Source organism: Enterobacter sp. K16B (assembly GCF_020216105.1).
GTDB lineage: Bacteria > Pseudomonadota > Gammaproteobacteria > Enterobacterales > Enterobacteriaceae > Enterobacter > Enterobacter sichuanensis.
In genome coordinates, this window is record NZ_JAIWJZ010000002.1 from 46,195 (window position 1) to 71,585 (window position 25,391).

Genomic DNA, 25,391 nt, shown 5'->3' on the forward strand with positions numbered 1-25,391 from the left:
TCTTTTTTTGATCGCGATCAATAGTTATGGCATCCAAAAGCGCAATATAAAAACATCATCAATTTTTAATTTAGCGCAATCAAAAATGCGTTAAATCGCTATTACTGAAAATACAAAATTGCACCTTTAATAACTAAAAAAAGCAAAGAAACTTAAGAAAGCGAATTTGTCTTTTCACTGCGACCGAATTCTTGACAACTTAAGACGTGAAACTATGAATACAAAAACTGCTGTAACGCCCCCTGTGGCGAACCAGGCATCAAATGGAAAAGCAAAACGACTGCTGATGATGGCACTGCCCGTCATTGTCGCCGTACTGCTGCTGTTTGTTCCGGTACCGGAAGGTCTGCCGCCTTACGCGTGGCACTACTTCGCTATCTTTGTTGGCGTGATCGTCGGCCTGATCTTCGAACCCCTGCCGGGCGCGGTGATCGGCCTGACCGGCGTCGTGGCGATTGCGCTCTGCAGCCAGTGGGTGCTGTTCAGCCCCGATCAGCTGGCCGACCCGAAATTCAAGCTGGCTGGCGCCTCCTTTAAATGGGCGGTGAGCGGGTTTGGTAACTCGACCGTCTGGCTGATTTTCGGTGCCTTTATGTTTGCCGCAGGCTACGACAAAACCCGCTTCGGTCGCCGTCTGGCGCTGATTCTGGTGAAGTATCTCGGCCGTCGCAGCCTGACGCTCGGTTACGCCATTACCTTCGCGGACCTGCTGCTGGCACCGTTTACCCCGTCCAACACCGCGCGCAGCGGCGGGACCATCTACCCGATCATCGCTAACCTGCCGCCGCTGTACGGTTCAAAACCGAACGACCCAAGCGCGCGTAAAATTGGTTCATACCTGATGTGGGTGGCGATCACCGCGGCCTGTATCACCAGTTCAATGTTCCTCTCCGCCCTTGCGCCGAACCTGCTGGCGCTGGCGCTGGTGAAAAGTACAGTGGGGATTGATATCTCCTGGGGGACCTGGTTCCTGGCCTTCCTGCCGCTGGGCATCCTGTTGATTCTGACCATGCCGCTGCTGGCCTACTGGTTCTACCCACCTGAAGTCAAAGTGAATAATGAAGTGCCGCTGTGGGCGACCCGCGAGCTGGAAAAACTGGGCAAACTGTCCCGCAATGAAATTCTGTTGCTGGTATTCGTGTGCTGTGCCCTGCTGATGTGGATCTTCGCTGCCGCGTGGATTGAACCGGCGATGGCCGCCCTGCTCATCGTGGGTCTGATGCTGTGGACCGGCGTGCTGGAGTGGAACGATATCACCGGTAATAAAGCCGCGTGGAACACCTTCGTCTGGTTCGCCACCCTGGTGGCGCTGGCGGACGGCCTCTCCTCTACCGGCTTTATCAGCTGGCTGGGTAAAGAAGGCGGTCTGCTGATGAGCGGTATCTCGCCGGGCGTTGCCACCATCGTGCTGCTGCTGGCGTTCTACCTGCTGCACTACCTGTTTGCCAGCACCACCGCGCATACCACGGCGCTGCTGCCAGCGATGCTGACCATCGCTTCCACCATTCCGGGGATGAATATGGAAGTCTTCGTTCTGCTGATGGTGACCTCGCTGGGTGTAATGGGGATCATCACCCCGTACGGTACGGGTCCAAGCCCGATTTACTATGGTAGCGGCTACCTGCCAACCAAAGACTACTGGCGCCTCGGCACGATCTTCGGTGCCATCTTCCTGGCAGCCCTGCTGCTGATTGGTTATCCGTGGATGTCCATGATGTTCTGATTCCTGACCGCCGGACGTTTCCTCCGGCGGTTTTATTTTTGTGGAGCAATACTATGTCGAATAAACCGTTTTTTTATCAGAACCCCTTCCCGCTTTCCCATGACGACACCGAATACTATCTGTTGACCAAAGAGCATGTCTCCGTTGCCGAATTCGACGGTCAGGAGGTCCTGAAGGTCGAGCCTGAAGCGCTGACCCTGCTGGCACAGCAGGCATTCCACGATGCGGCCTTTATGCTGCGCCCGTCGCACCAGAAGCAGGTTGCCGCAATTCTCAACGACCCGGAAGCCAGCCAGAACGACAAATACGTTGCCCTGCAGTTCCTGCGCAACTCTGAAATCGCGGCCAAAGGCGTGCTGCCAACCTGTCAGGATACCGGCACGGCAATCATCATGGGTAAAAAAGGCCAGCGCGTCTGGACCGGCGGCGGGGATGAAGCCGCGCTGAGCCAGGGCGTGTACAACACCTACATCGAAGATAACCTGCGCTACTCCCAGAACGCCGCGCTGGATATGTATAAAGAGGTTAACACCGGCACCAACCTGCCGGCACAGATCGATCTCTACAGCGTCGACGGCGACGAATACAAATTCCTCTGCATGGCAAAAGGCGGCGGCTCGGCCAACAAAACCTACCTCTACCAGGAAACCAAAGCGCTGATCACCCCGGCGAAGCTGAAAAATTATCTGGTGGAAAAAATGCGTACCCTCGGTACCGCAGCCTGCCCGCCGTACCATATCGCGTTTGTGATCGGCGGGACCTCGGCGGAAGCGACGCTGAAAACCGTCAAGCTGGCCTCCACCCGCTATTACGACGCACTGCCCACCGAAGGGAACGAACACGGACAGGCATTCCGCGACGTGCAGCTCGAACAGGAACTGCTGCAGGAAGCGCAAAATCTCGGCCTCGGCGCGCAGTTTGGCGGTAAGTACTTCGCCCACGATATCCGCGTGATCCGCCTGCCGCGCCACGGTGCCTCCTGTCCTGTCGGCATGGGCGTCTCCTGCTCCGCAGACCGCAACATCAAGGCCAAAATCAACCGCGACGGGATCTGGATTGAAAAACTGGAACCCAACCCGGGCCAGTATATTCCTGAATCACTGCGCCAGCAGGGCGAAGGCGACGTGGTCAGCATCAACCTGAACAAGCCGATGAACGAGATCCTGGCGCAGCTTTCCGCGCACCCGGTCTCTACCCGCCTGTCGCTGAACGGCACCATCATCGTGGCGCGCGACATCGCCCATGCGAAGCTGAAAGAGCTGCTCGACAACGGCGAAGAACTGCCGCAGTACGTCAAGGACCATCCGATTTACTACGCGGGCCCGGCCAAAACGCCGGAAGGTTACGCCTCCGGCTCACTCGGCCCGACCACCGCAGGGCGTATGGACTCGTATGTCGATTTGCTGCAGTCCCACGGAGCGAGCATGATCATGCTGGCGAAAGGTAACCGCAGCCAGCAGGTGACCGATGCCTGTCACAAACACGGCGGCTTCTACCTGGGTAGCATCGGTGGCCCGGCGGCGGTGCTGGCGCAAAACAGCATCAAGAGTCTGGAATGCGTCGCGTATCCGGAGCTGGGCATGGAAGCCATCTGGAAAATCGAAGTGGAAAACTTCCCGGCGTTTATCCTGGTGGATGACAAAGGCAACGATTTCTTCCAGCAGATCCAGAATAAACAGTGCAAAGGCTGTTCACAGCGCTGAGATTTCCCATAACGCTGGCAGCAGCGACAGCGTATCGTTAATTAACGCGCGCTTGTCGCTGCCCTGTATGGAGAATAGTTTTCTTATTCTCCATACACGCCATACAAACGCTTTTTCTTCATTTTAGCCAGCCCGTTACATTTATGGTGGCTGACCCGTTTTGGTGTGATGTGATATCTTTCGGCCACCTGACTGACGTTTAGCCCCTGAGACAAGGCATTTAACACGAGATATTCCTGGCGAGTTAGCGCCGTTTTATTCCCTGATTTCGTTACCTCTACATCTTTCCGATCGTGCCCGGAGAGGGACCTGACCTTATGCTCGACGCTCTTTATACCGCGAGCCGCATTAACCACTGAAAAAGACGCATAACAGTCCCGCGAAGGCAGGCAAATGTATTTGTTATAGCAAAGCAAGACCCGCAGACGCCGGTTTAAGGTGGTCTTTAGATCCACCAGCACGGTTAAAAGATCTAAAAACAAGAGCGTATTGTTGAAATAGTTATCGACATCAACAATCCAGCATCTTCCTGCATCAGCGCCTTTATGTTTATTGATATTTACGCCCACCTGCACGGGCGTCCAGACAGTGCAGCGCTCTTGCTCGTCCTGGGTTAAAAGGGACATTATCCCTTGAGAAAAATAGCGGTTGTTTGTTACCACAACGATATTTAGTTTTTCCATATATGCTAACGCCGCAAACTATTTTCGAACTACGGTCTGATAGTCACGATAATTACCGTCATCAGTAATCACACGATAGGTTAAATTTATTCCCGGCAATAGGGGCTTATCAGGCGACACTGCCTGTTCCGTCCGTGGCGAAACCATAATATTGTTCAGCGGCCTTTGCCCGGGTATCTCAACGTTGAGGCTGATATTCCAGGGCGTCGGGTTAGTAATGATTAACCGGGTATCCTGGGCCCTGAACTGGAGTGTCTGATACTGAAGCGCATCAGGGTCGCCAATGCCGGCAGGACGAATAAAGACTTTCATCCTTAAGCGTAACGGCAGAATTAACTTTTGCTTTTTCTGCCGGGTCAGGTCGCTCTCAGGCTGGAACTGAAAAATATTCAGCCAGAAGACGCTTTCCCGATCGTTCGGCAGCCCCTGACGTGCCGTAAGCAGCAAACGCAACGAACGAATTTCCTTCGGCAACATTTTGAAAACCGGAGGTGTAGCCACAATCGGCGTGCTGACCTTATCCGGCGGCACCAGCGGGTCGCCCATGTCTGTCCAGACCTGAATCATGGCTGGCGTTTCACCATCGTTAGAGAGATTCAGCGACTGGGCCATTTCGCCTGCGCTGAAAATCACGCGAGTCCGATCGACATTAACCACGCCGAATGCCTCACCAATGAGGCTCATCATCAGCAAGCCTGCCAGAGCAAGCCTACTGGAAATTAACAACGACTTGTAATTGCGCATTAACCGTACCCGGCGTCACAGTCTGCCCACTGAGGGCCTCTAATGATGCGGTAAAGTCACCGGTATAGGTGTTTACCTCCCCCGTCGACGTCAGGCTGGTAAGATCCTGATACGCGTACCAGCCGCGCGAGTTTCCCGTGCCGGTAGTGCTTCTGTCGGGTAACAAATTGATTGCCTTTCCGCTCCGGTTAAGGATTTTTATACCCACGCCAGAAGCCACGCCGCTGTTGCCGTAATGCGAATCCAGTAACCAGGTTAGCCCTCCACCGCTGGTTACCAGCCCCAGCGCCTGCGCAGCTCTGACAGCTACGGGCTGGTTGACCAAAAATCCCATGGCTACGTTTGCCTTGCTGGCCGTGGACGTGGCGGTACCGGAAACCGCACCTGACTCACACTCAAGGCTGACCGAGAATGGTGCCTGACTGTTACCACCGGCCTGCAACACCGCGGAGCTGATGGTGGGTAAAAGCACAACGGCGGGATAGTCTTTAACCTGACACAGTGCGCCACGGACATAGCTCACGGCATTATAGGTACTCCATGCACCGGGCCAGTTTGCATACCAGCCATGATAATAAGACGCGCTATCCTGGCCCACCACGATGGAATTTGATGCCAGCCCAGGACCTTTAAAAGCAATATAACCTCGCGGTTGGGTATAGGCATCTTTATAGTAATTGCTGGCGTTAAGATAATAGGTAGTGGATGAAATTTTATACATTTCATACAGCACATTGCTGAATGCGCTGGCTGGAATGTAAATATAGGTTCCATCCTGATACCAGTCTGCCGGGGTGATTTGTCTTTGCTTCCAGTAGCGGCTGTAATATTCCCCGGTGCTGAGATTGGTCATTCTTACCGCGACGTTTTTTGCGACATCATAATACGCACCCTCAATTTCAGCGGAGGCATACATGCCGGTATAGGCGTTATCACCGTTGGTGGCATACATTTCATATAAACTGCCGGCGTCAGACAGGGTACAGCGAAACAGAATTTGCTTACTGGTATAGGTTTTATTGGTCGCTGCCGTTAAAAAATTGCCCACCGCGCTGGCAAGCAACGTCCCCGACGGCTGAAAGTTAGTGCCGCTGTTGATGTTGATTACCGCCGGCAGCCCAATATTGCCATGGCAGGTATCACAGGCACCCGTCCAGTCAGCGGCGGTATACCCTGCCGCGATGGCCATGCTGGAAAGTGATGACGTGCTGGTCACCCTGATGCAGTTTGCCCACGCGGGCTGGCTTATTAGCAAAAACAGCCCCAGCATCAGAAAATGTTTTAACCCGTCCTGCATTTTAATTCTCCTTTTCACATATCTGGCTCAGGTAAACCAGCGGCTCTGCGTTTCGCCCGGTAATTTGATACGGCACACGGCAGTTCTGGTCGCGCTCTTTGCCCCATTTCACGCGCAATACGCCGGAGGCCTCCGGGACTCGGGCATAAATTTGGCCGCCCTGACCCACCATGCCAATCAATGTTCCCTCGGCATCCCGCACCTCCGCCCCCATTGGCGGTAGTTCCCCATCCCCGTTGTTGAGGGTGATGAGAACGGCTTTGCCTTTCAGCGTGGCAAAGTCCACCCGGACCACGGCCCCCGCATAGGGCACGACGCGCTGATTTCCACCTTTCAGTTCGGCATCCGCCATCATATTGCGCGAGTCCAGGCTGACGGTGTTGCTACGGTAAGGGGAAAGCGACGGTAGAATGGCGTAGCCGAGCGCGTCAATAATTGCCCCCTGCCCGTTCTGTACACGCGCCCCCTGTGCGCCATCGGCGTGTACCAGTGCGAACGTGTCACTGGTATACGGCCCGAGCGTTAATCCTCCGGGATGTAGCACCAGTGTTCCGGATGCGCCGAGCCCTGCCTGCCGGTAGTTATCCCCCTGGTCATAGCTGGCCTGCACGGACCCCACGCGGGTATTTTCCTGAACGTTTCCGCCAAACGTCGTGGCGTTATCACCGCTCCCATTCCGATAACGTTCATATCCGCCGTATACGGAGTACGATCTGTCTCGACCGTCCCCTGCCGTGCCGGTTAACGATACGGTCGAGGATCGGCTGGCCCGCGACTGGTTGTAGTTGTAAGCCGCCGATGCCAGGTTGTTGCCCCAGTCGAGAGGGATCGACACGTTGAAAGAGACAGTATTTTCGGTGTATTTCTCTTTTGAACTGTCATCAACCGGCTCGCGGGTGCTGGTATAAAAGCGTCCGTAGTCCCAGCTCGTCCGTTGTCTGGCAACGTTCACCCCGTAGCTAATTCGTCGCCACTGATTGCTGTAGCCCAGCTGCAGCTGGGTCATACGCGACTGATTGCTATAGTAATCCGCCGTGCTGGCACTCAGATTAAGTACCCCCCAGCTTCCCATCGGCTGGCTGACCGTCGCCGTCAGTCTATTGCGCTGATGCAGGGTGTCCGAATAGTACTCCGTACCGTTTTTCTGCTGGCGACGAACGCCCAGCACATCCTCCAGATCGCGATAACCGCTCGTCGAATAACGGTATGCGGCAAGCACAAGGTTAGTGCCTGCCGTGAACGTCTTGCTGTAACTGATTTCTGCACGCCAGCCCTGTTGCCGCTCATCATTTTCAACCAGGGCATCAGACCAGGTGGCATTCAGACCAATGGCGCCGATATCTGTCGCCAGTACGCCTCCTGCCAGAAAAGCCGTGTAATCCTTAGCCACACGCAGGCCAAGGTTGCTGGTGACTTCATTACTCAGCCCTCGCTGTAACACACCTTCCATGAAGGTGTTTTCGATACTATAGTACTGACGAACGCGTCCGAATGAGAGACCATATTGCCAGTTGCCCGGGCGCACGGAATCAGGCACAGCGGAATAAGGCACGGTAAAACGGGATGTTTTCCCGCTAGCCTCAATGACCTCAACCTCAAGATCCCCCTGGCTGCGGGTGTTATATAAGTCATTGATGACGAATGGTCCCGGTGGAACGTTGGTTTCATAAATGACGTTATTTAGCTGCTTAATCACTACGTGCGCGCTGCTGGATGCCACGCCCCTCACTTCCGGAGCGTAGCCCCTCTTCCCCTGCGGCCACATGCGTTCATCGGTTGCCAGTTTCATCCCATTGAACGAGAGGCTGCCAAAGAGGCTGCCATCGGTATAGTTATCCCCCAGCGCCAGCACGCTATCGATCGGTTCGATGGGACGTTGTACCCAGGTTCGAACAACGTTATAACTCGAATCGCTTCCGCTTATGCTGCTGTCCGCATAGCGCAGGTTTCCCTGGTGTCGAACCTGCCACAGTCCAAGGTTGGTTCCGGCATTGATACCGCTCCACAAATAGTGATAGCGATAGTGCGTATCCGTATTTTCCGTCCACGTGTAGCGGGTGTTATGCCGCAAAAAAATCGCCGCCATACCCGCGTCCCATTCACTGACCGGAATATAACCGCGAGGCATATGCTGGAGCGCCGTCATCGGGATAGCCAGTTGAAGGCGCAATGAAGCCTGGTCAAACTGCCAGGTAGCATGTTCCGCCCACTCACTCAAAAGGCGACACGCTGTCTCATTACTGTGGTTTGCTGCTTTCAGTTTTGCGGCCTGCATGAGCGATTTGCCCAGACAGGGTTCAGGCTCCTGGCCGTCTGTTTTAGCGCGAAAAATGACCTTTTCTTCGCTTTTCACCAGCGTATTGTTGACATATACATCAACCAGATAGCGTCCGGGTGAGACCTGATGTCGGTTGAACTGCTCCAGATCCATGCCCCAGGACGAGCCCTGCAGCAGTGAAGAGTCAAAAACATATTCTTTCGCCTCCACCAGACCCGTGCAATTCAATGAGATACACAGCGCCAGCAGATTGCGTCGAAACTCAGGGGTACGAGACAGGATATTGCCCATTGATCCGTGCTCCCTGATCGTTGACAAGCCAAACCCTCACCGTACCGTTTCCCGCGGTTTTGGTTTTCCAGTTGTTAAACCAAAACGTCTGACGATCGAAAGGCGCTACCGTATCAGCTGTGAGGGTATGCTTTTCTCCCCCCACCTCAGCCTCAATGAGGGTCAATGACGCATACCACGGCTGAGGATTCTCTATCGAAATTCCATACCCCTTTTGCGCATCAAAAGTGGCGTTTACCCGCAGCCCATTCAGCTGATTTTTTGGGGAGCCAATGCCGGCAGGCCGGTAAATAACTTTTACCCGGGTACGCAGCATGACCAGCATTTTGTTCTGCCCTTTTTCACTCTCGAGATTTGAGGGTGGAACCTGGAGCGCATTGAACCAGTACAGGGATTCCCGATCCTGCGGTAAATCGCGCGCGCCTGTGTGGGTCACGCGGATAACTTGTCCCGCTTTCGCCTGAATTCGAAACACGGGTGGGGTCGTCAGAAAGGGGATTTTCGCGCCCTGAGCTGGCGTCGCGTTAACATCACCTTCGTCAAACCAGGTTTGAATCACGTAAGGAATGTCGTCATTGTTCTTGAGCTGCACGTCGACGGATAAGGCCCCGGCAGGATAAATAATCCGGCTACCCAGTATTGTGACGCTTGCGGATACGGTGTTTGTCAGCATCAGTACACATGGCAAATAAAGCAGGCACTGAGCGATACGCTTAAGATATGCGCTTATCATTATTAACAACTCCCGGGCCGAATGAACCTGGTGTGGCGAGACCCTGACTGCAATGAGCTGAATGGAATGTGCACGTTTGCATCCTGCAAAACGTGCACACGTTAGTTCCAGTGCGGCCTGTTACTGATAGGAAACGGCGTATTGCAACGTGGCTTCTACCGTACCCGCCGTCGCCGCTGCGTTGGCATAATACTGCGCGGTATAGGTCGCGGAGGCGTCCGTCTGGTTCGCTGCCAGCTTGAGGTCGCCATTACCGGTGAAACCATTGCTCAGGTTCACGACGGCGTTTGCGGTATCCAGGATCTGGACTTCAACGTTCTTCGCAGTACCGGTATTGCCGAGATTACCGTTAGACGTTACCTGGTTGCCGACAAACACCGTTGAGATTTTCGTTTCCCCACTGGCGTTACCCGTGCAACCGCTGACCCCGATATCAAACGTGACCGGTCCCGCAGTATCACCGCTGGCGGCAAGATCAGAGGCGCTGACCGTTGGCAATAACACCACCGGAGAGGCACTGTTACCGTTTACGGCAACTGAACAGGTTTCATCAGTGACTTCCCCCTGGAACGTGATGGTGTTGTCAGACGCAGCAAAAGCCCCACCAGAGACCAATGATGATCCCAGTACTAACGCAATAATATTTTTCTTGTTCATAACGCTTATTCCTGTTTTATCAATTGAACCGATAATGAAAACTTCCTTTTTTACAGACAAACCGGTCATATAAAATAGAACGCCAAATAAAGGCGAACGCGTAAACCCTGCCCGGTAAGTTGCAGAAACAAATCTATACGAAAATTCTTATTACAAAAACAATTAACTATTAAATCACAAATCTTAAGCTTATAATCCTGGTGATTAAGGTTATTTAATGTTGAGTTAAGGTTTTTATATCGGCCACATCATAATTGCAGTGATTACTTATGCGCCTGTGAGGAAGACGAAAAGGAATTATGCTTTTCACAATATGATGAGTGAGAAAAGGCTGTTGACTGTCTGGGTGAAATAAACCGGTAATCAAGAAGGAAGGAGAAATTCCCGGTGAATACCGGGAAAATAAGAGGATAATGCACTCAGCGTGGTGGCAATAACCCCCAGCATATCTCTGCTTTGCCCTCACTCATTATGCCGCAGCGCATGAAGTAGAGACGCGAGAGATTGGAAGAATACGTTTTAAACGAACTGCTTTTGATGATCAGGACATACTCATTACTCTTACATACGGGGTTTAGCTTTATCGCAAAATCCATCACGCCTTTCTTTACGTCAGGATTGGTTATACTGTTCAGCGCCTGTTCAGACATCATGACCTTACAGGAGCCAGCATTTCCTATGTAAATCTCATTACGTTCCACGGGCTTACTGGCAAACCAGAATCCTGCAGCCCCGCCCAGCGCCATAACAGAGAAAAAAAGCACCAGCTGATTTAATATTCCTGTTTTCATAGTGCGCCAGCGTGATACTTCGCCCGTGCTGCGTTCAGCAATTTTGCCGTTTAGTAAACGCCCGTCGGCAAAATAAGCGGTTTCGGTTTCAGAAGGGACATCCTCGATGACGTCAACCGGCTCTGAGCATTTTTCGACATCAACCTGCTGATGCAGCATAAAGCCTATTTTGGGAACGGTAACAATCACCTCCTCGTCCATGCCAAGGTTCTTCATAATCTTGCGTAACTTGCTTACGCACTGATTAAGATTATTGTTGCTGGAAACCATGCCATAGTCGTCCCAGACTTTCTTAAATATAACCTCCCTTTTTATTGCCTCTCCCTTATGGGCGATCAGCAACAATAAAAGTCTCTTTGTAGGATTCGAAATTTGAATCAACTCATCCTGAGAATCTTCGAGGCCCAACGTACACATATCTGAGTCAAAAATTATCTGCTTATTCATTATAAATTTCATATACATATACTCTTGTTAAGTAAGTTTTCCTCCGAGCGTGGGCATACGCGAAATGGCACCTGGTTGCGTTACCTTGTTTTGGTACGTGACGCAGATCATTTTTAATATTTTCATCTTGTGAAGTTTATTTTTTTTGCGAAGTCCAGGATACATTACACAATGCAGGCCACATAGTCAGAATTTTGCACTGTATCACAGGCAAAAAATCGCATCATTTACTTAAAAAGACAAAAATTTAATATTTTAATCTTGAAAATTAATAATAAATTTGAACCAACTTACCCGACTCTCTTTGACTAATCAGGAATAATCAGGATTATTAAATTAAGAAAGGGACTCATCTGAAATGCTCAATACATACTCAATACCGCTTGTCGGAACATATAAAAACATTAATAAACAACAAGTTAAATGAAATAATGATTGTTTTGAAATGTAACATAAGTAACATTCAAGATGAGAAAAAACTGAAAACAGAGAACAGAATTGATCTAAATCAAGTTTTAATGAGATTTAAGCTTAAAATTCACAACAAAAATACAATTCTGATATCTCAGTGCTCCTCCGCCTCAACAAAGCTGTAGAAAAATCAGTCTCGTACACCCATGTCATTCCGTTTTGCCTTCCTCCCTCGCCTGTATACCCACCAACATTACTCTGTCTTTTAGCGTTTTATGCTCCTGTGGTTAAGGCGATTAAAAACAGCGCACCTGCGCTTACATGGCCGGTTAAATATTTACAATTCAGTCTGACTTTTTTAATTACATTAATTAGCAGACTGACCACCTTAACCAAAAAACTACATATGATGAACAGGGTATAAACACTCGCAGAAAAACATTAAGCGAGCCGATAAAAACCACAAAACCAGCACAAAAAACTATTTTTACGCCGATTGAAAAGTTCAATCCCATTGAATGGAGGGCGAGATATAGAATTAACCACCAATAAAATCACACACCAGCCTCGTCATGAAACGTTTTACAATTCGACTGCAACCCATAATGTCACTCACTACCGGGCAACTTCATGGATATGAGGTACTGTCTGGGCCTCCCGCTGAGGTCAATATTGCAGAGTGGTTTGAACAGTGCTCTTCCGCCCAGCTTCTGCAGTTGAGAAAGTGGCAGCTCAACACCCTTGCAAGACAAAGAATCCATGTAAAGCTCTTTGTTAACCTCACCACGACCATTCTCGCCAGCGAAGAGGGAGCCGCGGCGCTTCTGCAAGACCCTTTACCGGGGGTCATTGAACTTCAGGACCCAATGGCAATCGCCCGTCTTGACGCCTCCAGGCTCGCATTACTGGATGAGAATCTCCGGCGGCTTCAGCATGCCGGTATGGAGGTCTGGCTCGATGATTATCTCAGCGACTATGACAGTACGCTTAGCGATAGTGGGCTGGTGTTTGATGGGGTGAAACTCGACTGCGCTGCTTTCCAGCAGTATCGCAACGATTGCGCGGGTTTAGCGCAACTGATCGCTGAAGCACGGCGTTTCGGAACGGTGGTCCTTGCAGAAGGTGTTGAAAGTCAGGGTGACGTCAGAACGGCATCGCTGGCGGGTGCCGATCTTGCTCAGGGGTTTTACTGGCCGGAGAAAAAAATCCATGCGGTGCAGGTCCCGTCTGTTCAAGCCGCCCGGGGCCCTATGCGCAATGTCACATAACTGTAAGAGTGAAATGCAGCCCTCCTGCAGTAACCGGTTAATTAAACAGATGTTAAGTTATTGTAAATAACAACTATCCTGTTGCACCACTTAACATTGATGCATGTCACGCATCAGCTTATGTACAATTTGCGCTTATTAATTTTCCCTTCCTGATCCAGTTTTCAGAAACAGACGGACAACACGTCAATAATAAACTGGAGACGACCATGATTTCCTCAACCCCACCTGCAACCGTTCGTGCACGAGCGGGCGCGATACTTCGCGTCACCTCGGGCAATTTCCTCGAACAATTCGACTTCTTCCTGTTCGGGTTCTACGCCACCTATATCGCCCATACCTTCTTCCCGGCGAGCAGTGAATTCGCGTCGCTGATGATGACCTTCGCCGTCTTCGGCGCGGGCTTCTTAATGCGCCCCATCGGCGCAATTGTCCTCGGGGCTTATATCGACAAGGTCGGCCGTCGCAAAGGGTTGATCACCACCCTGTCGATTATGGCGGCCGGCACCTTCCTGATTGTGCTGATCCCCTCTTATGAAAGTATCGGCCTGTGGGCGCCGCTGCTGGTGCTGGTAGGACGTCTGCTGCAGGGCTTTTCCGCCGGGGCGGAGCTTGGCGGGGTGTCGGTCTATCTGGCTGAAATTGCCACGCCGGGCCGCAAGGGCTTCTTTACCAGCTGGCAATCCGGCAGTCAGCAGGTGGCAATTATGGTGGCCGCCGCAATGGGCTTTGCGCTGAACGCGGTGCTGGAAGAGAGCGCCATTCGCGAATGGGGCTGGCGCATCCCGTTCCTGTTCGGCTGTCTGATTGTGCCGTTTATCTTCTTCCTGCGCCGCAAGCTGGAAGAGACCGAGGAGTTCCGCGCGCGCCGTCACACGCTGGCAATGCGTCAGGTCTTTACCACCCTGCTGGCGAACTGGCCGGTCGTGGTCGCGGGCATGCTGATGGTGGCGATGACCACCACCGCGTTCTACCTGATCACCGTCTACGCGCCCACTTTTGGCAAAAAGGTGCTGATGCTCAGCGCCTCAGACAGTCTGCTGGTGACACTGCTGGTGGCAATCTCGAACTTTATCTGGCTGCCGGTGGGCGGTGCGCTGTCGGACCGCTTCGGCCGTAAACCGGTGCTGATTGCCATGACCCTGCTGGCGCTGGCGACCAGCTATCCGGCCCTGACGCTGCTGGCGCAGGCCCCGAGCTTCTCCATGATGCTGAGCGTGCTGCTGTGGCTCTCCTTCCTTTATGGTCTGTATAACGGCGCGATGATCCCGGCGCTGACGGAGATCATGCCGGTCGAGGTGCGGGTTGCCGGTTTCTCACTGGCCTACAGCCTTGCCACGGCGATCTTCGGCGGCTTTACCCCGGTCATTTCGACGGCCCTGATTGAGTACACCGGCGATAAAGCCTCTCCGGGCTACTGGATGAGCTTCGCGGCGATATGCGCGCTGCTGGCAACGCTTTATCTCTACCGTCGCAGCGCCATGAGCCTGCAAGTTCAGCGAGGATAATATGCGCACATTCTTACGTTCAGGACTGACCGGGCTGGTATTGCTGGCCACCAGCGCAGGCGCGCTGGCCCAGGAGGTGACGGTCATGATTTCAGGTGGTTTTAAGGCCGCGCTGGAAAAACTCGCCCCCGGGTATGAAGCCCGGACGGGTGACCACATCGTGCTGATCCCGGGGCCGTCGATGGGACAGACGCCGCAGGCGATCCCCAACCGGCTGGCACGCGGTGAAAAAGCGGACGTGGTGATCATGGTCGGCGATGCGCTGGCGCATCTGGCAAAAGACCGGATGGTCAACGCGGATTCTCGCGTGGAGCTGGCGGATTCGCCCATCGGCATGGTGGTAAAAGCCGGGTCGCGCGTGCCGGATATCGCCACGGACAGCGCGCTAAAACAGACCCTGCTTGCGGCCAGCACCATCGCCTACTCCGACAGCGCCAGCGGCCGGTATGTGCAAAGTCAGCTGTTCAAAAAACTGGGGATTGACGCGCAGGTGGCGGGAAAAGCGCACAAGGTGGAGCGGATCCCGGTTGCCTTTGAGGTGGCGAAAGGGAAATACGCCGTGGGGTTCCAGCAGGTCAGCGAGCTGTTGCCCGAGCCCGGCGTGACCTTTGTCGGCAAACTGCCGGATAACCTGCAGTACATCACCCGTTTTGCCGGAGCGGTCACCGCCCATGCGGAGCACCCTGCCGCGGGGAAAGCCCTGCTGGATTACCTCGCGTCGCCGCAGGCGCAGGAGACCATCACCGCCACCGGGATGCTCCCCGTCGCTACGCCGCGCGGTAACGGGCAGTAATGAGGGTTTCCAGCTCGGCGGCAATCCACGACTGAATCCGCCCGCTGCGCCGAATCAGCCCGACAGTGCGTTTGACTTCGGGCTCGGTCAGCGGGACAGAGGTCAGTACAGCATGCTCAGAGTGAGGCATTGACATGGCGGGGACGGCAGCAATGCCGATCCCCGCTTCGACCATTCCCAGCATGGTTGTCACGTGGCGCGTCTCGCAAATGCCCGGACGCTCGGGCTTAATATGGCCGAGCATCTGATCGAGCAGATTGCGGTTCCCCGACGTAATATCCAGGCTGATGTAATCCTGCTGATAAAATGCCTCCCAGGTCAGACTTTTGCGCCCCGCCAGCGGATGATCGCGACGGCACGCGGCGACATACACATCCTCCACCAGCGGCATAAAGGTGATATCCGGCTGCAGGCTTCTGGCAAAGCAGATGCCAAAGTCCGCCTGGCCGCTGGACACCGCCTCAATGACGTTGCCCGCGCTGCTGTCGATAAGCCTGATGCGCACGCGCGGATAGCGGCTGTGAAACTGACGGATCACCTCCGGCATAAAATGGCAGGCCGCCGACGGCACGGTGGCGACGGTGACAAGCCCGGTGCGCTCCTCGCTCACCCTGTCGATATCCGCCAGCATCGACTCCACGTTTTCCAGAAGTTGCCCGCAGCGATCGGCAAAGGTTTGCCCGAAAAGGGTCAGCGTTACGCGCCGGGTGGTTCTGTCGAACAGCTTCGCGCCGACGGCCGCCTCCAGCTTCTCAATGCGGCGGCTTAAGGCGGACTGGGAGAGGCAGATAGACTCCGCGGCGATGCGAAAGTTACCGTACTCCACCAGGGCCCGGAAGGCGTAAAGATCGTTGAGGTCGAAATTGACGGGCATTTTTCTGGCAATCCTTAGCGCTTTCTGGAAACTCGGACATTCATAATAGCGACTTATGAATCAGCGGCAACCTCTGCCGCTGATGTGTGTCCGCAAAGGGCTACACGAGGCAGTGGGCCTCGCTGTGCGACGACGCCACCGCATCCACCAGCGCCAGCTCCTCGCGGCTCAGCAGCATTTCAATATTCACCAGAATAATCATTCGACTGTCGAGCACCCCGAGCCCCAGCAGGTAGCGCCCGGAGAGCACCGAGGCCACGTCCGGGGTCGGTTTGGTCTTATCCACGTCCATTGACAGCACGTCCACCACGCCGTCCACCACAATGCCCACCACGCGGTCATTGAGATTGAGGACAATCACCACCGTGCTGTCGTCCTGCGTCGGGTCGGGCAGTTCAAAGCGCACGCGCAGATCGACAATCGGCACAATCACGCCGCGCAGGTTGGTCACGCCGGTGATAAAGTTCGGCGCGTTCGGAATACGCGTCAGGCGATCGCAGCCGCGGATCTCCTGCACTTTAAGGATATCAATGCCGTACTCTTCATCGCCCAGGCGGAATACCAGGTACTCCTGCGCGATGGCGTCGGGTGCGGCGGGTTTACTCGCGGTTGCTACGGTCATGCGTTTACCCCCTCCCTCTGGGGTTGTGGAGCGTTGAGCGTTGAGAGCTCAACCACATCAAGGATCAGCGCCACGCTGCCATCCCCAAGGATGGTCGCTGCGGAGACGCCAGGCACTTTGCGGTAGTTATGTTCAAGGTTCTTGACCACCACCTGCTGCTGGCCGATAAGCTGGTCGACCCACAGCGCGTAGCGGCAGCCCGCGCTTTGTACGATGACCACAATGCCATCGTCGGCCGGGGCCTCGCCCGCCACCGAGAGACGCTGGCGCAGCAGCACCAGCGGCAGGTATTCGCCGCGCACCTGCAGCAGGCGCTCTTCGCCGACGAAGCGGCACAGCATCTCGTCGGTCGGCCGCAGCGATTCCATCACCGCGCCAAGCGGCAGGACATAAATCTCCTCCCCCACCTTGACCAGCATGCCGTCAAGGATGGCCAGGGTCAGCGGCAGGATAATGCGGATGGTGGTGCCGGCTCCCGGCGTGGAGAGCACGTCCACGTGGCCGCCCATCGCCAGAATATTGCGTCGCACCACGTCCATGCCGACGCCGCGCCCGGAGACGTCCGTCACGCTCTCGGCGGTGGAGAAACCGGCGGCGAAGATCAGCATCCAGACGTCGTCGTCGCTCATGGTGTCGCTGATGGTCATCCCCTGGGAACGGGCTTTGGCGAGGATCTTCTCCCGGTTCAGCCCGGCCCCGTCGTCGCTCACTTCAATCACGATATTGCCGCCGTGGTGTTCGGCCGAGAGCGTCAGGTTGCCGGTGACCGGTTTGCCTTTTGCGACGCGCACCTCTTTCTCTTCAATGCCGTGGTCCAGACTGTTACGCACCAGGTGGGTCAGCGGGTCGATAATGCGCTCGATCAGGCTCTTATCCAGCTCGGCAGAGCCGCCTTTCAGGGTCAGCTCGACCTCTTTATTCAGGCGAGCGCCCAGGTCATGCACCAGCCGCGGGAAGCGGCTGAAGACGTAGTCCATCGGCATCATACGGATGGACATCACCGACTCCTGCAGCTCGCGGGTGTTGCGCTCCATCTGCGCCACGCAGCCGGACAGCAGATCGTAGCTGGCCGGATCGAGGGTGCGTGAGAGCTGGGAGAGCATCGCCTGGGTGATGATAAGCTCGCCCACCTGGTTGATGATCTGGTCCACTTTACTCACCGCCACGCGAATGCTGCCGGACTCCTGACTGGCCGCCCGCGGCGCCGGTGGCGCTTTTTTGGCAACGGTCTCGGGTGGCGCAGCGGGCGCTGGTGCCGCTGCAGGCGCTGCGGGCCGGACCTCAATCTGCTTGCTGTCGAGTACAAAGCAGAGCACGGCGGTGATATCGTCCGCCGAGGCGGTGGTCTGTAGCGTCACCGTCATGCCGTCAGACGACGTCTGCGCGTCTGAAATCGTCCCCATATTGCTCAGTTCGTCACGCAGCATCGTCTGCTCGCGGGCGTCAACGTTTCGCAGGGTCACGACCAGCGTGGCTTCCTTCTCCCCGACCGTGCTGGCTGGCACGGGCGCGGGCTCAGGTGCGGGCGGTTTTCCTTCAAGGGCTATCTCTCTGAGGGCTTCACAGATATAGCGAAATTGAGCGTCATCAGGCTCCTGCGAAGCCTGATAGGCTTCCAGCTGCGCTTGCATAATGTCCTTACATTCCAGAAAAAGGTTGATGATCGAGCGACTGAGCGTCCTCTCCCCTGCCCGCGCCTGGTCGAGGAGGTTCTCCAGCAGGTGGGTGGTCTCCTGTAAGGCGGTAAAACCGAAGGTGGCTGCGCCCCCTTTCAGGGAGTGTGCCGCCCGGAAGATGGCATTCAGCTGCTCCTGGTCCGGCGCCACCACGTCAAGCTGCAGCAGATGCTGCTCCATGTCGGCCAGCAGCTCTTCTGCCTCAGTAAAAAAGATCTGCGAAAAATCATTCATGTCCATCGGTATAGCCCTGCACGTTTTGCAGATTAATGTCGCTCAGCACGCTCTCTGCACGCTGGGCCTGGGTATCTTCCAGACGGATCTCCTGCTCTTTCGAGCGGCTGAGGACCAGAATGCTGATGCGGCGGTTCACCGCGCTCTCAGGCGGGGTGTTCTCCAGCGGCATCCGGCTGGCGGTGCCGATCACGCGCAGAAAACGCTCATCGCTCAGCCCGGCCCTGACCAGTACCCGACGCGCGGCGTTGGCACGACCGGCGGACAGCTCCCAGTTGCTGTAACCGCCCTCGCCCCCGGCATACGGCAGGGAGTCGGTATGGCCCGTCAGGCTCAGCGTGTTGGGCAGCTCCTGCAGCAGCGGCACCAGCGCCTGCAGAATGCCGTTCATGTAGGATTCCGGCAGCTCGCTGCCGACACGGAACATGGGGCGGTCCTGGGAGTCGGTGATCTGGATCAGCAGCCCGTCATTGGTAAGGTTGAGCAGGATGTTGGATTTAAAGTTATTGAGCCGCGGATCGGTCTCGATCATCTTCTGCAGCTTCTCTTTTGCCTGCTTCAGGCTCTCGACGCGCTTGTGCTTATCGATCTGGTTAAGCTGTCCTTTAAACACTTCGCCCTGCCGCTTGATGATGTCATCCCCGCCGCCGGGGATGACGCTGTCGCTGAGGCTGGTTTTATCGCCGTTCGCCATCGACGGCTTCAGCGGCATGCGGAAGTAGTCGGCTATCAGCTCCCTCTCCATGTCCGTGGACTGCGACAGCAGCCACATCACCAGGAAAAAGGCCATCATGGCGGTCATAAAGTCGGCATAGGCAATCTTCCAGGTGCCGCCGTGGTGCGCATGCTTTTTCTTTTTGCGCTTACGGGAAATGATGACAGGCCTGACGTTCTTCATGCGGCGCTGTCCGAGGTTTTGGTTTTCAGCGTGGCGTTGGACTTCACTTCTCGAACGTGCTCTTCAAGCTCTTCGAACGACGGACGTTCGCTGGTAAAGATGGTTTTACGGCCAAATTCCACGGCAATTTGCGGGGCATAGCCGTTGAGACTGGAGAGCAGCGTCACCTTGATGCACTGCAGGATTTTGACCTGATCGGAACTCTTCTGGCGCAGCAGGGTGGCCAGCGGCAGCACGAAACCATAGGCGATAAGGATCCCGAGGAAGGTCCCTACCAGCGCGTGGCCAATCAGGACGCCCAGCTCCGCCGCCGGACGATCCGCCGACCCCAGGGCGTTCACCACCCCCATCACCGCCGCCACAATGCCGAACGCCGGAAACGCATCGCCCACCGTGTTGAGGCTGTGGGCTGGCACTTCCAGCTCCTCTTCGCAGGTCTCGATCTCTTCATCCATCAGGGCTTCGATTTCATGGGAGTTCATGCTGCCGCCAATCATCAGGCGGAAGTAATCGAGGATAAAGTTGGCGAGCATCGGGTCGCTCATCAGGCGGGGATAGGCGCTAAAAATATCGCTGTTCTGCGGGTCTTCAATGTCCTTTTCCAGCGACATCAGCCCGTGCACGCGGCTCTGGGAGAGCAGCAGGAACATCAGCGCCATCAGGTCCATGTACACCGCTTTGTTGTAGCGCTTGCCCATAAAGATTTTGACCAGCGCCTTGCCCGTCGCTTTCAGGGATTTGATGTTATTGCCAACGATAAACGCCCCGACCCCGGCCCCGCCGATGATCAACAGCTCCAGCGGCTGAAACAGCGCCATCAGGTTACCGCCGGATAAGAGAAAACCACCAAAAACGGTCGATATGACAACAAGATAGCCAACAATAACTAACACACTCTCTCCTTTTCCTTACTTGACCGATGCCGGTTTTCCCGGCATCAGGTAAACGCCATCTTGCGCACAGCCGCCCGTCAGGATTTACGCCGTGAGGATCTCCGGCGCGGCGAACGACCCCAGCAGGCCGGGATTGCTCACCTGGGATTTTTTAAGCGCACGCGACGGAGGGCTGCACAAGCTGCAGGTAAATGGGTTTTTGATAAATTCGGTGGTGACGATAAAACCGCCGCCACACACGCTGCAGGCTTTACGCGAAATAATGCCGCAGTCGATAAAGCGTAATAATGTCCAGGCACGGGTCAGACCCAGTACCGGTTTTTCATCGGAACAGGTGCTGCACTGCTCCAGATAAAGACGATAGGTCTTCATCAGCATTTCAATGGAGCGCCCCTGCTCGGTCTTTTTCAAATAGAGGTAAATGTTGTAGAACATGGACGAGTGAATATTCTGCTCCCACGACATAAACCAGTCTTCTGAAAAAGGCAGCATCCCTTTTGGCGGCGGGCAGCCGCGTAATTCTTTATATAAACGCAGCAGACGGCGACGGCTCAGGGAGGTTTCTGATTCCAGCACCTGCATTCTCGCCCCGAGAGAAATTAATCCCATGGCGATATTTACTTCATCAATTTCCTGCAGCAGACTTTTTTCACCACACATGATTATGCCTCCTCCGCCGTCACTGCATCTTCTTCGCTTAAGGCATTCAGAAGATTGGTCGACAAAATAATGCCGGTATGGATCTGCTGCAGGGCTTCAATGCGTGAATCCTTGGTCAGATTTTCAATAACCACTTCATCATCCACGCGCAGACGACAAATAAGCTGATTGGTCGTCGCCAGCTTCATTAATTGCGGCAGCGAAAGTTCTTTCAGGTTATCAATGGTTCCTTCGGATAACCCCAGGCGAAAACCCGCCGCAAATTTATCCTGACGAATCAGCTGCTGGGCCAGCAGCAAATAGGACAGGTTGATATCATGAATATTTTGCAGGTACTCGTCGAAATTAGACACAGGCGAAAACTCCCAATGTTATTCAGCCAATCGCTGGCATGTCAGTTTAGATAGATAACGTTTCCGAACTGATGCAGAGAGTCTTTTGGTATTGATATTCACTAAGGTAAGTCATTCTTCCTCAGTAAATGCTTTTCGTACTTCACAATGCCAAAGGAGGCTGCATCACAAAACTGGCAAAATCATAAACACTAAGTATTTTCCGAACAAGCGACAGAAATTTCTCCAAATCCCCCGATTACTGTTAACGTGTTGATTTAAAAAGTTAATAAAGCATTGTTAAACGTTATTAAACCTTGATTTTAATGATTAATCCTGCTGCTTCACCGGTGTTAACCGTATAAATGTTAAGAGCCTGTATTTATCTGCAATCCGATTCCATACGACTTCTTAACCTTTTAACTGCCAGGCTGTGGAGCTGGCTCACGCGTGTTTCCGTGATGCCCAACACCAGGCCAATCTCTTTCATGTTCAAATCCTGAAGATAATAGAGCTGCAACAGTACCTGCTCTCTTTCCGGTATGAACTGAATATGTTCCGTTATTCGCTCTAAAAGATTCTGGCGCACCGTGTCATTCAGCGGATTAAGCGATTCATTTTCATCATCGTTCATTTCCCAGCTGTCGGCATAATTCTCCTGCAGCTCATCAACCGAGTACATCTGGCTGATATTATTATCCGCCAGCATCTGCTGAAATTCCTGCAGCGATACGCCCATGCGTTCGGCAATTTCAGCCTCGGTGGCTTCACCGCCTTTTTCCTGTTCGATTTGCTGAATAATCGCGACAATTTCCCGCGTGTGGGTACGAACCCGTCGCGGAACCCAGTCGCTTTCTCTCAGCTCATCTAATAACGCCCATTTCACCCGCTGGGTGATCCATGCCGTGAGCGTTACCCCTTTTTTCGGGTCGAAACTGTCGACCGCACTTAAAAAACCAATCGATCCTGCCTGAATTAAATCATCCAGCTCGACGCTGGCAGGAAGCCGCTTATGTAAACGCATTGCTTCCTGCCGCACCAGATAGTGATATTTAGACCAGACTACCGATTTATCTTCCAGCCCTTCGGCCGTATAAATACCATCCACGATTACATTCCACCCACTATTCTCTGCGAGAATTATCCGGTGAAATGGCGCATTCAAATAGTGCGATAAGCCTTTATAAAAATGCGCATTCTGTTACTTCGCGTGAATTTTCACGCATCGCGGAAATATGTCGTCATGAATGACGTTAATTCACCGAATTAAAAGGTTTCCCACTGGGCCAGATCGGGTTCTTTTTGGCGCGATATTTTTTCAGGCGCAGGCGTGACGTTCACCTGACGGCTCTCCTGGTTAAGACGAAATTGCGCCACCAGTTTCTCCAGCGCGTCTGACTGCGCTTCCAGTTCGCTTGCCGCCAGCGCCGCCTCTTCCACCATCGCCGCGTTCTGCTGGGTGACCAGATCCATCTCGTTCACCGCCTGCGAGATCTGGTTGATGCCCGCGCTCTGCTCGTCCGAGGCGGAGGTGATTTCGCCCATGATCTGGGTCACCTGCCCGACGGAGGTCACAATCTCCTGCATGACTTGGCTGGCCTGCCCTACCTGACGCGAACCGATATCAATATTGTTCACGCTGGTGTTAATCAGCTGATTGATCTCTTTCGCCGCATCGGCGCTGCGTTTGGCCAGGTTACGCACCTCTTCGGCCACCACCGCAAACCCGCGTCCCTGCTCACCGGCGCGCGCCGCTTCCACCGCCGCGTTCAGGGCGAGGATGTTGGTCTGGTTGGCAATGCTGTCGATCACGCCGTTGATATCGGCAATCTGACGCGAGCTGGTGGTGATCTGGGCCATGATCTGCTCCAGGTTCTGCATCACTTCCCCGCCGTTATGGGCATTGGTGCTGGCGCTTTCCGCCAGTTCACGCGCCGCGTGGGCGTTGTCGGCATTCTGTCGTACGGTGGTTTTGATCTGCTCCATGCTGGCCGCCGTCTCCTGCAGCGCCGCCGCCTGCTCTTCAGTGCGGGAGGAGAGATCGTTATTGCCGTGGGCAATTTCCTGCGCGTTGCTGTGAATACGCGACACGCTTTCACGAATGCCGGAGACGGTCGCGGCCAGCGAGGTGCGCATCTGCTCAAGCTCACGGAGCATATTGCCGATTTCATTCTCGCTGCCAGCCTCAATCTCCTTGCTCAGATCGCCGTCGGCGATACGCTTAAGCACATCGACAGTCATCGCCATACGCTGAACCAGGGTCTGACGCAGCCAGAAGCGGATCACAAACAGCAGCGCCACCGCCACCAGCACCACCACCAGACCGACGCCCAGCATAATCTGGTAATCGCGCGCTGACGCCAGAGTAATCTCTTCACTGACGCGCGCGCTGGCATCCGTGTACTGCTCTACCTTGTTACGCAGTTGGGTGCGAAGCTCCATATCATGCTCCAGAGAGCCGCTATACCCCGCCGGGTTTTGCACATAGCCGAGCTTCACTTCCGCCACTTTATAGACCTCGTTAAACGCCGCATTGACCTCCGCGGCCAGGCGACGCTCCTCCTCCGTATTAAACGGTGAGGCCATAAAGTCATCCATATTACGGCGGGCGATTTTCACCACGTTAAGCGTATGGCTGGAGACATTCTGCGAAACCGGATTACCCAGCGCTGCCTGCAGCATCATGCCATTGGTGTTGGCCATGACCGCGCTAATGTTGTAGGCCGCATCGCGCATCTGGTCGTTATTCTCAGAGGCCACGACAATACGTTTGAAGTTCTCGTTTTTAGAGATGGCATTAAACACGGAATAGGCCGTAAAGCCGAAAAGCATCACCGCGAACAGCCCGATAATCAGCGTTACCGTGCTGTAAATTTTGAGTTTAGCTAACATAATTTTCCACCCTCCGCGCACGGGCAGGCCGTACGCGGTAGCGTCTGAAGTGAATAAAGAGGAAGTTCGAATTACAGATTAAACAGACTCATCTTCTGCATATTCTTGTAAACGAACATCGAGGCATTAAAGGCCAGATCCGACATCTGCGATTCCGATGCCAGCGTCACCAGCATGCTGACATCGGCGCCGATGGCGTCCTGCACTTTGACAATGGTGTCGTTGATCAGCACGTTGCCGGTTAAATCCAGGGCGTCAAGCTGCTGCAGGTTAGTGCCCAGTTCGGCCTGAGCTTTCCCGAGACGCTCGATGCCCGCGTCAAGCCCTTTGCTGGCAGCGCTCAGCGCGGCTTTTATGGCTTCTGCAGTTTTTTCATCAACGGATTCCATCATCAATGCGGCAACGGCATCGTTCAACACCATGAAAATATCGCCAAACACCTCGTCACCGAGATGGCTTGTTTGCATTTCCGTACCGTCAGCGACCGTCTGTTTGCGTGCTTCATTACCGCCGCGGTAATTCCCGACTTCATCAAAGGCAGGCGTATCAGTGTTAAACCCGGAGAAAATATAGCGACCGCTGCTGTCCCGACTGTTGGCTAAATCCAGCAGATTGGTTCGGATCCCTTTGATCTCCTCCGCCAGCGCATGGCGGTCTTCATCGGAATAGGCGCCCGACCCTGCGGCGACAAGTTTTTCCTTCAGAGTGGTGGTCATCAGGTTACCGACGCCATTCAGAATATGATCCTGAAACTCCAGCGCACTGCGTGCCCCGGAGCGCACGCTGCTGTACATCTCCAGCTGCGCCAGCGCGTCCTGGTGCTTCACCGCGTCGGTCGCGGCAGTCGGGTTGTCAGAGGCTTTGAGTAGCGTTTTGTTCGCCGACATCCGCAGATAGATTTCGTTGCTTTGACTCATGCGGTTCGTCATGGCCGCCGCGCTTTGCTTATACATATAAAGCGTACTTAATCGCATCATCCTCTC

At 54.3% G+C, this 25,391-nt stretch carries 22 protein-coding genes; 5 read left to right on the plus strand and 17 right to left on the minus strand.

Annotated elements, in window-relative coordinates; all coding sequences use genetic code 11:
- Positions 1–214: 214 nt before the first annotated feature.
- Positions 215–1,723 carry an anion permease gene (locus LDK53_RS00375; protein ID WP_014884418.1) on the plus strand — a complete coding sequence of 503 codons (1,509 nt, stop codon included), beginning with the start codon at positions 215–217 and terminating at the stop codon, positions 1,721–1,723.
- Between the two features lie 53 nt (positions 1,724–1,776).
- Positions 1,777–3,426: a class I fumarate hydratase FumA gene (gene fumA, locus LDK53_RS00380; protein ID WP_225283026.1), complete on the plus strand. Its 1,650-nt coding sequence runs from the start codon at positions 1,777–1,779 to the stop codon at positions 3,424–3,426.
- 83 nt (positions 3,427–3,509) lie between these two features.
- Here the strand turns inward: fumA and LDK53_RS00385 are convergent, their stop codons facing one another.
- From LDK53_RS00385 to LDK53_RS00415, 7 genes are all read right to left on the minus strand, one after another.
- A complete protein-coding gene (locus LDK53_RS00385; RefSeq protein WP_225283028.1) occupies positions 3,510–4,109 on the minus strand; it encodes a LuxR C-terminal-related transcriptional regulator in 600 nt (199 codons plus the stop codon).
- An 18-nt stretch (positions 4,110–4,127) separates the two neighbouring features.
- Positions 4,128–4,796 (minus strand): fimbria/pilus periplasmic chaperone, encoded by a 669-nt coding sequence (locus LDK53_RS00390; RefSeq protein ID WP_225283031.1) that lies wholly within the window; start codon positions 4,794–4,796, stop codon positions 4,128–4,130.
- 22 nt (positions 4,797–4,818) lie between these two features.
- Positions 4,819–6,150, minus strand: a complete 1,332-nt coding sequence (gene stbD, locus LDK53_RS00395) for a fimbrial usher protein StbD (protein WP_412174817.1) — start codon at positions 6,148–6,150, stop codon at positions 4,819–4,821.
- Between the two features lies 1 nt (position 6,151).
- Positions 6,152–8,707, minus strand: a complete 2,556-nt coding sequence (locus LDK53_RS00400; RefSeq protein ID WP_412174818.1) for a fimbrial outer membrane usher protein — start codon at positions 8,705–8,707, stop codon at positions 6,152–6,154.
- Positions 8,691–9,392, minus strand: a complete 702-nt coding sequence (locus tag LDK53_RS00405) for a fimbria/pilus periplasmic chaperone (protein WP_225283034.1) — start codon at positions 9,390–9,392, stop codon at positions 8,691–8,693. Before LDK53_RS00405 ends, LDK53_RS00400 begins: the two co-directional genes overlap by 17 nt.
- A 180-nt stretch (positions 9,393–9,572) precedes the next feature.
- Positions 9,573–10,109 (minus strand): fimbrial protein, encoded by a 537-nt coding sequence (locus LDK53_RS00410; RefSeq protein ID WP_025760222.1) that lies wholly within the window; start codon positions 10,107–10,109, stop codon positions 9,573–9,575.
- A gap of 419 nt (positions 10,110–10,528) precedes the next feature.
- Entirely contained in the window at positions 10,529–11,347 is an 819-nt protein-coding gene (locus tag LDK53_RS00415; protein WP_225283036.1) for a winged helix-turn-helix domain-containing protein, read from the minus strand.
- Between the two features lie 983 nt (positions 11,348–12,330).
- Between LDK53_RS00415 and LDK53_RS00420 the strand changes: the two genes are divergently transcribed.
- The 3 genes from LDK53_RS00420 to LDK53_RS00430 all read left to right on the plus strand — a co-directional run bounded on the left by LDK53_RS00420 (position 12,331) and on the right by LDK53_RS00430 (position 15,327).
- Positions 12,331–13,026 (plus strand): EAL domain-containing protein, encoded by a 696-nt coding sequence (locus LDK53_RS00420; protein ID WP_225283037.1) that lies wholly within the window; start codon positions 12,331–12,333, stop codon positions 13,024–13,026.
- A 209-nt stretch (positions 13,027–13,235) separates the two neighbouring features.
- Positions 13,236–14,534: an MFS transporter gene (locus tag LDK53_RS00425; RefSeq protein ID WP_047959002.1), complete on the plus strand. Its 1,299-nt coding sequence runs from the start codon at positions 13,236–13,238 to the stop codon at positions 14,532–14,534.
- A 1-nt stretch (position 14,535) separates the two neighbouring features.
- Positions 14,536–15,327 carry a substrate-binding domain-containing protein gene (locus tag LDK53_RS00430; RefSeq protein WP_225283048.1) on the plus strand — a complete coding sequence of 264 codons (792 nt, stop codon included), beginning with the start codon at positions 14,536–14,538 and terminating at the stop codon, positions 15,325–15,327.
- Here the strand turns inward: LDK53_RS00430 and LDK53_RS00435 are convergent.
- From LDK53_RS00435 to flgL, 10 genes are all read right to left on the minus strand, one after another.
- The gene (locus LDK53_RS00435) at positions 15,302–16,201 is read right to left on the minus strand and encodes a LysR family transcriptional regulator (protein ID WP_225283058.1); all 900 of its coding nucleotides are present in this window, start codon (positions 16,199–16,201) and stop codon (positions 15,302–15,304) included. The two genes, LDK53_RS00430 and LDK53_RS00435, sit on opposite strands and share 26 nt — an antisense overlap.
- 100 nt (positions 16,202–16,301) lie before the next feature.
- Positions 16,302–16,823, minus strand: a complete 522-nt coding sequence (locus tag LDK53_RS00440; protein WP_225283067.1) for a chemotaxis protein CheW — start codon at positions 16,821–16,823, stop codon at positions 16,302–16,304.
- The gene (gene cheA, locus LDK53_RS00445; protein WP_225283069.1) at positions 16,820–18,739 is read right to left on the minus strand and encodes a chemotaxis protein CheA; all 1,920 of its coding nucleotides are present in this window, start codon (positions 18,737–18,739) and stop codon (positions 16,820–16,822) included. Before cheA ends, LDK53_RS00440 begins: the two co-directional genes overlap by 4 nt.
- A complete protein-coding gene (gene motB / locus LDK53_RS00450) occupies positions 18,726–19,631 on the minus strand; it encodes a flagellar motor protein MotB (protein ID WP_225283072.1) in 906 nt (301 codons plus the stop codon). The genes cheA and motB overlap by 14 nt, the downstream gene beginning before the upstream one ends.
- Positions 19,628–20,524, minus strand: coding sequence for a flagellar motor stator protein MotA (gene motA, locus LDK53_RS00455; protein WP_225283083.1), 897 nt, complete (start codon positions 20,522–20,524; stop codon positions 19,628–19,630). The genes motB and motA overlap by 4 nt, the downstream gene beginning before the upstream one ends.
- Positions 20,525–20,608: 84 nt before the next feature.
- Positions 20,609–21,184 carry a flagellar transcriptional regulator FlhC gene (flhC, locus tag LDK53_RS00460; protein WP_225283093.1) on the minus strand — a complete coding sequence of 192 codons (576 nt, stop codon included), beginning with the start codon at positions 21,182–21,184 and terminating at the stop codon, positions 20,609–20,611.
- A 2-nt stretch (positions 21,185–21,186) separates the two neighbouring features.
- Positions 21,187–21,537, minus strand: a complete 351-nt coding sequence (gene flhD / locus LDK53_RS00465; RefSeq protein ID WP_104557483.1) for a flagellar transcriptional regulator FlhD — start codon at positions 21,535–21,537, stop codon at positions 21,187–21,189.
- A 361-nt stretch (positions 21,538–21,898) separates the two neighbouring features.
- On the minus strand, positions 21,899–22,624 hold the full coding sequence (gene fliA / locus LDK53_RS00470) for an RNA polymerase sigma factor FliA (protein WP_225283186.1): 726 nt from the start codon (positions 22,622–22,624) through the stop codon (positions 21,899–21,901).
- 158 nt (positions 22,625–22,782) lie between these two features.
- Positions 22,783–24,408, minus strand: a complete 1,626-nt coding sequence (locus LDK53_RS00475; protein WP_225283095.1) for a methyl-accepting chemotaxis protein — start codon at positions 24,406–24,408, stop codon at positions 22,783–22,785.
- 71 nt (positions 24,409–24,479) lie between these two features.
- Complete coding sequence (flgL, locus tag LDK53_RS00480) at positions 24,480–25,382, minus strand: flagellar hook-associated protein FlgL (protein WP_208283285.1); 903 nt, start codon at positions 25,380–25,382, stop codon at positions 24,480–24,482.
- Positions 25,383–25,391: the final 9 nt, after the last annotated feature.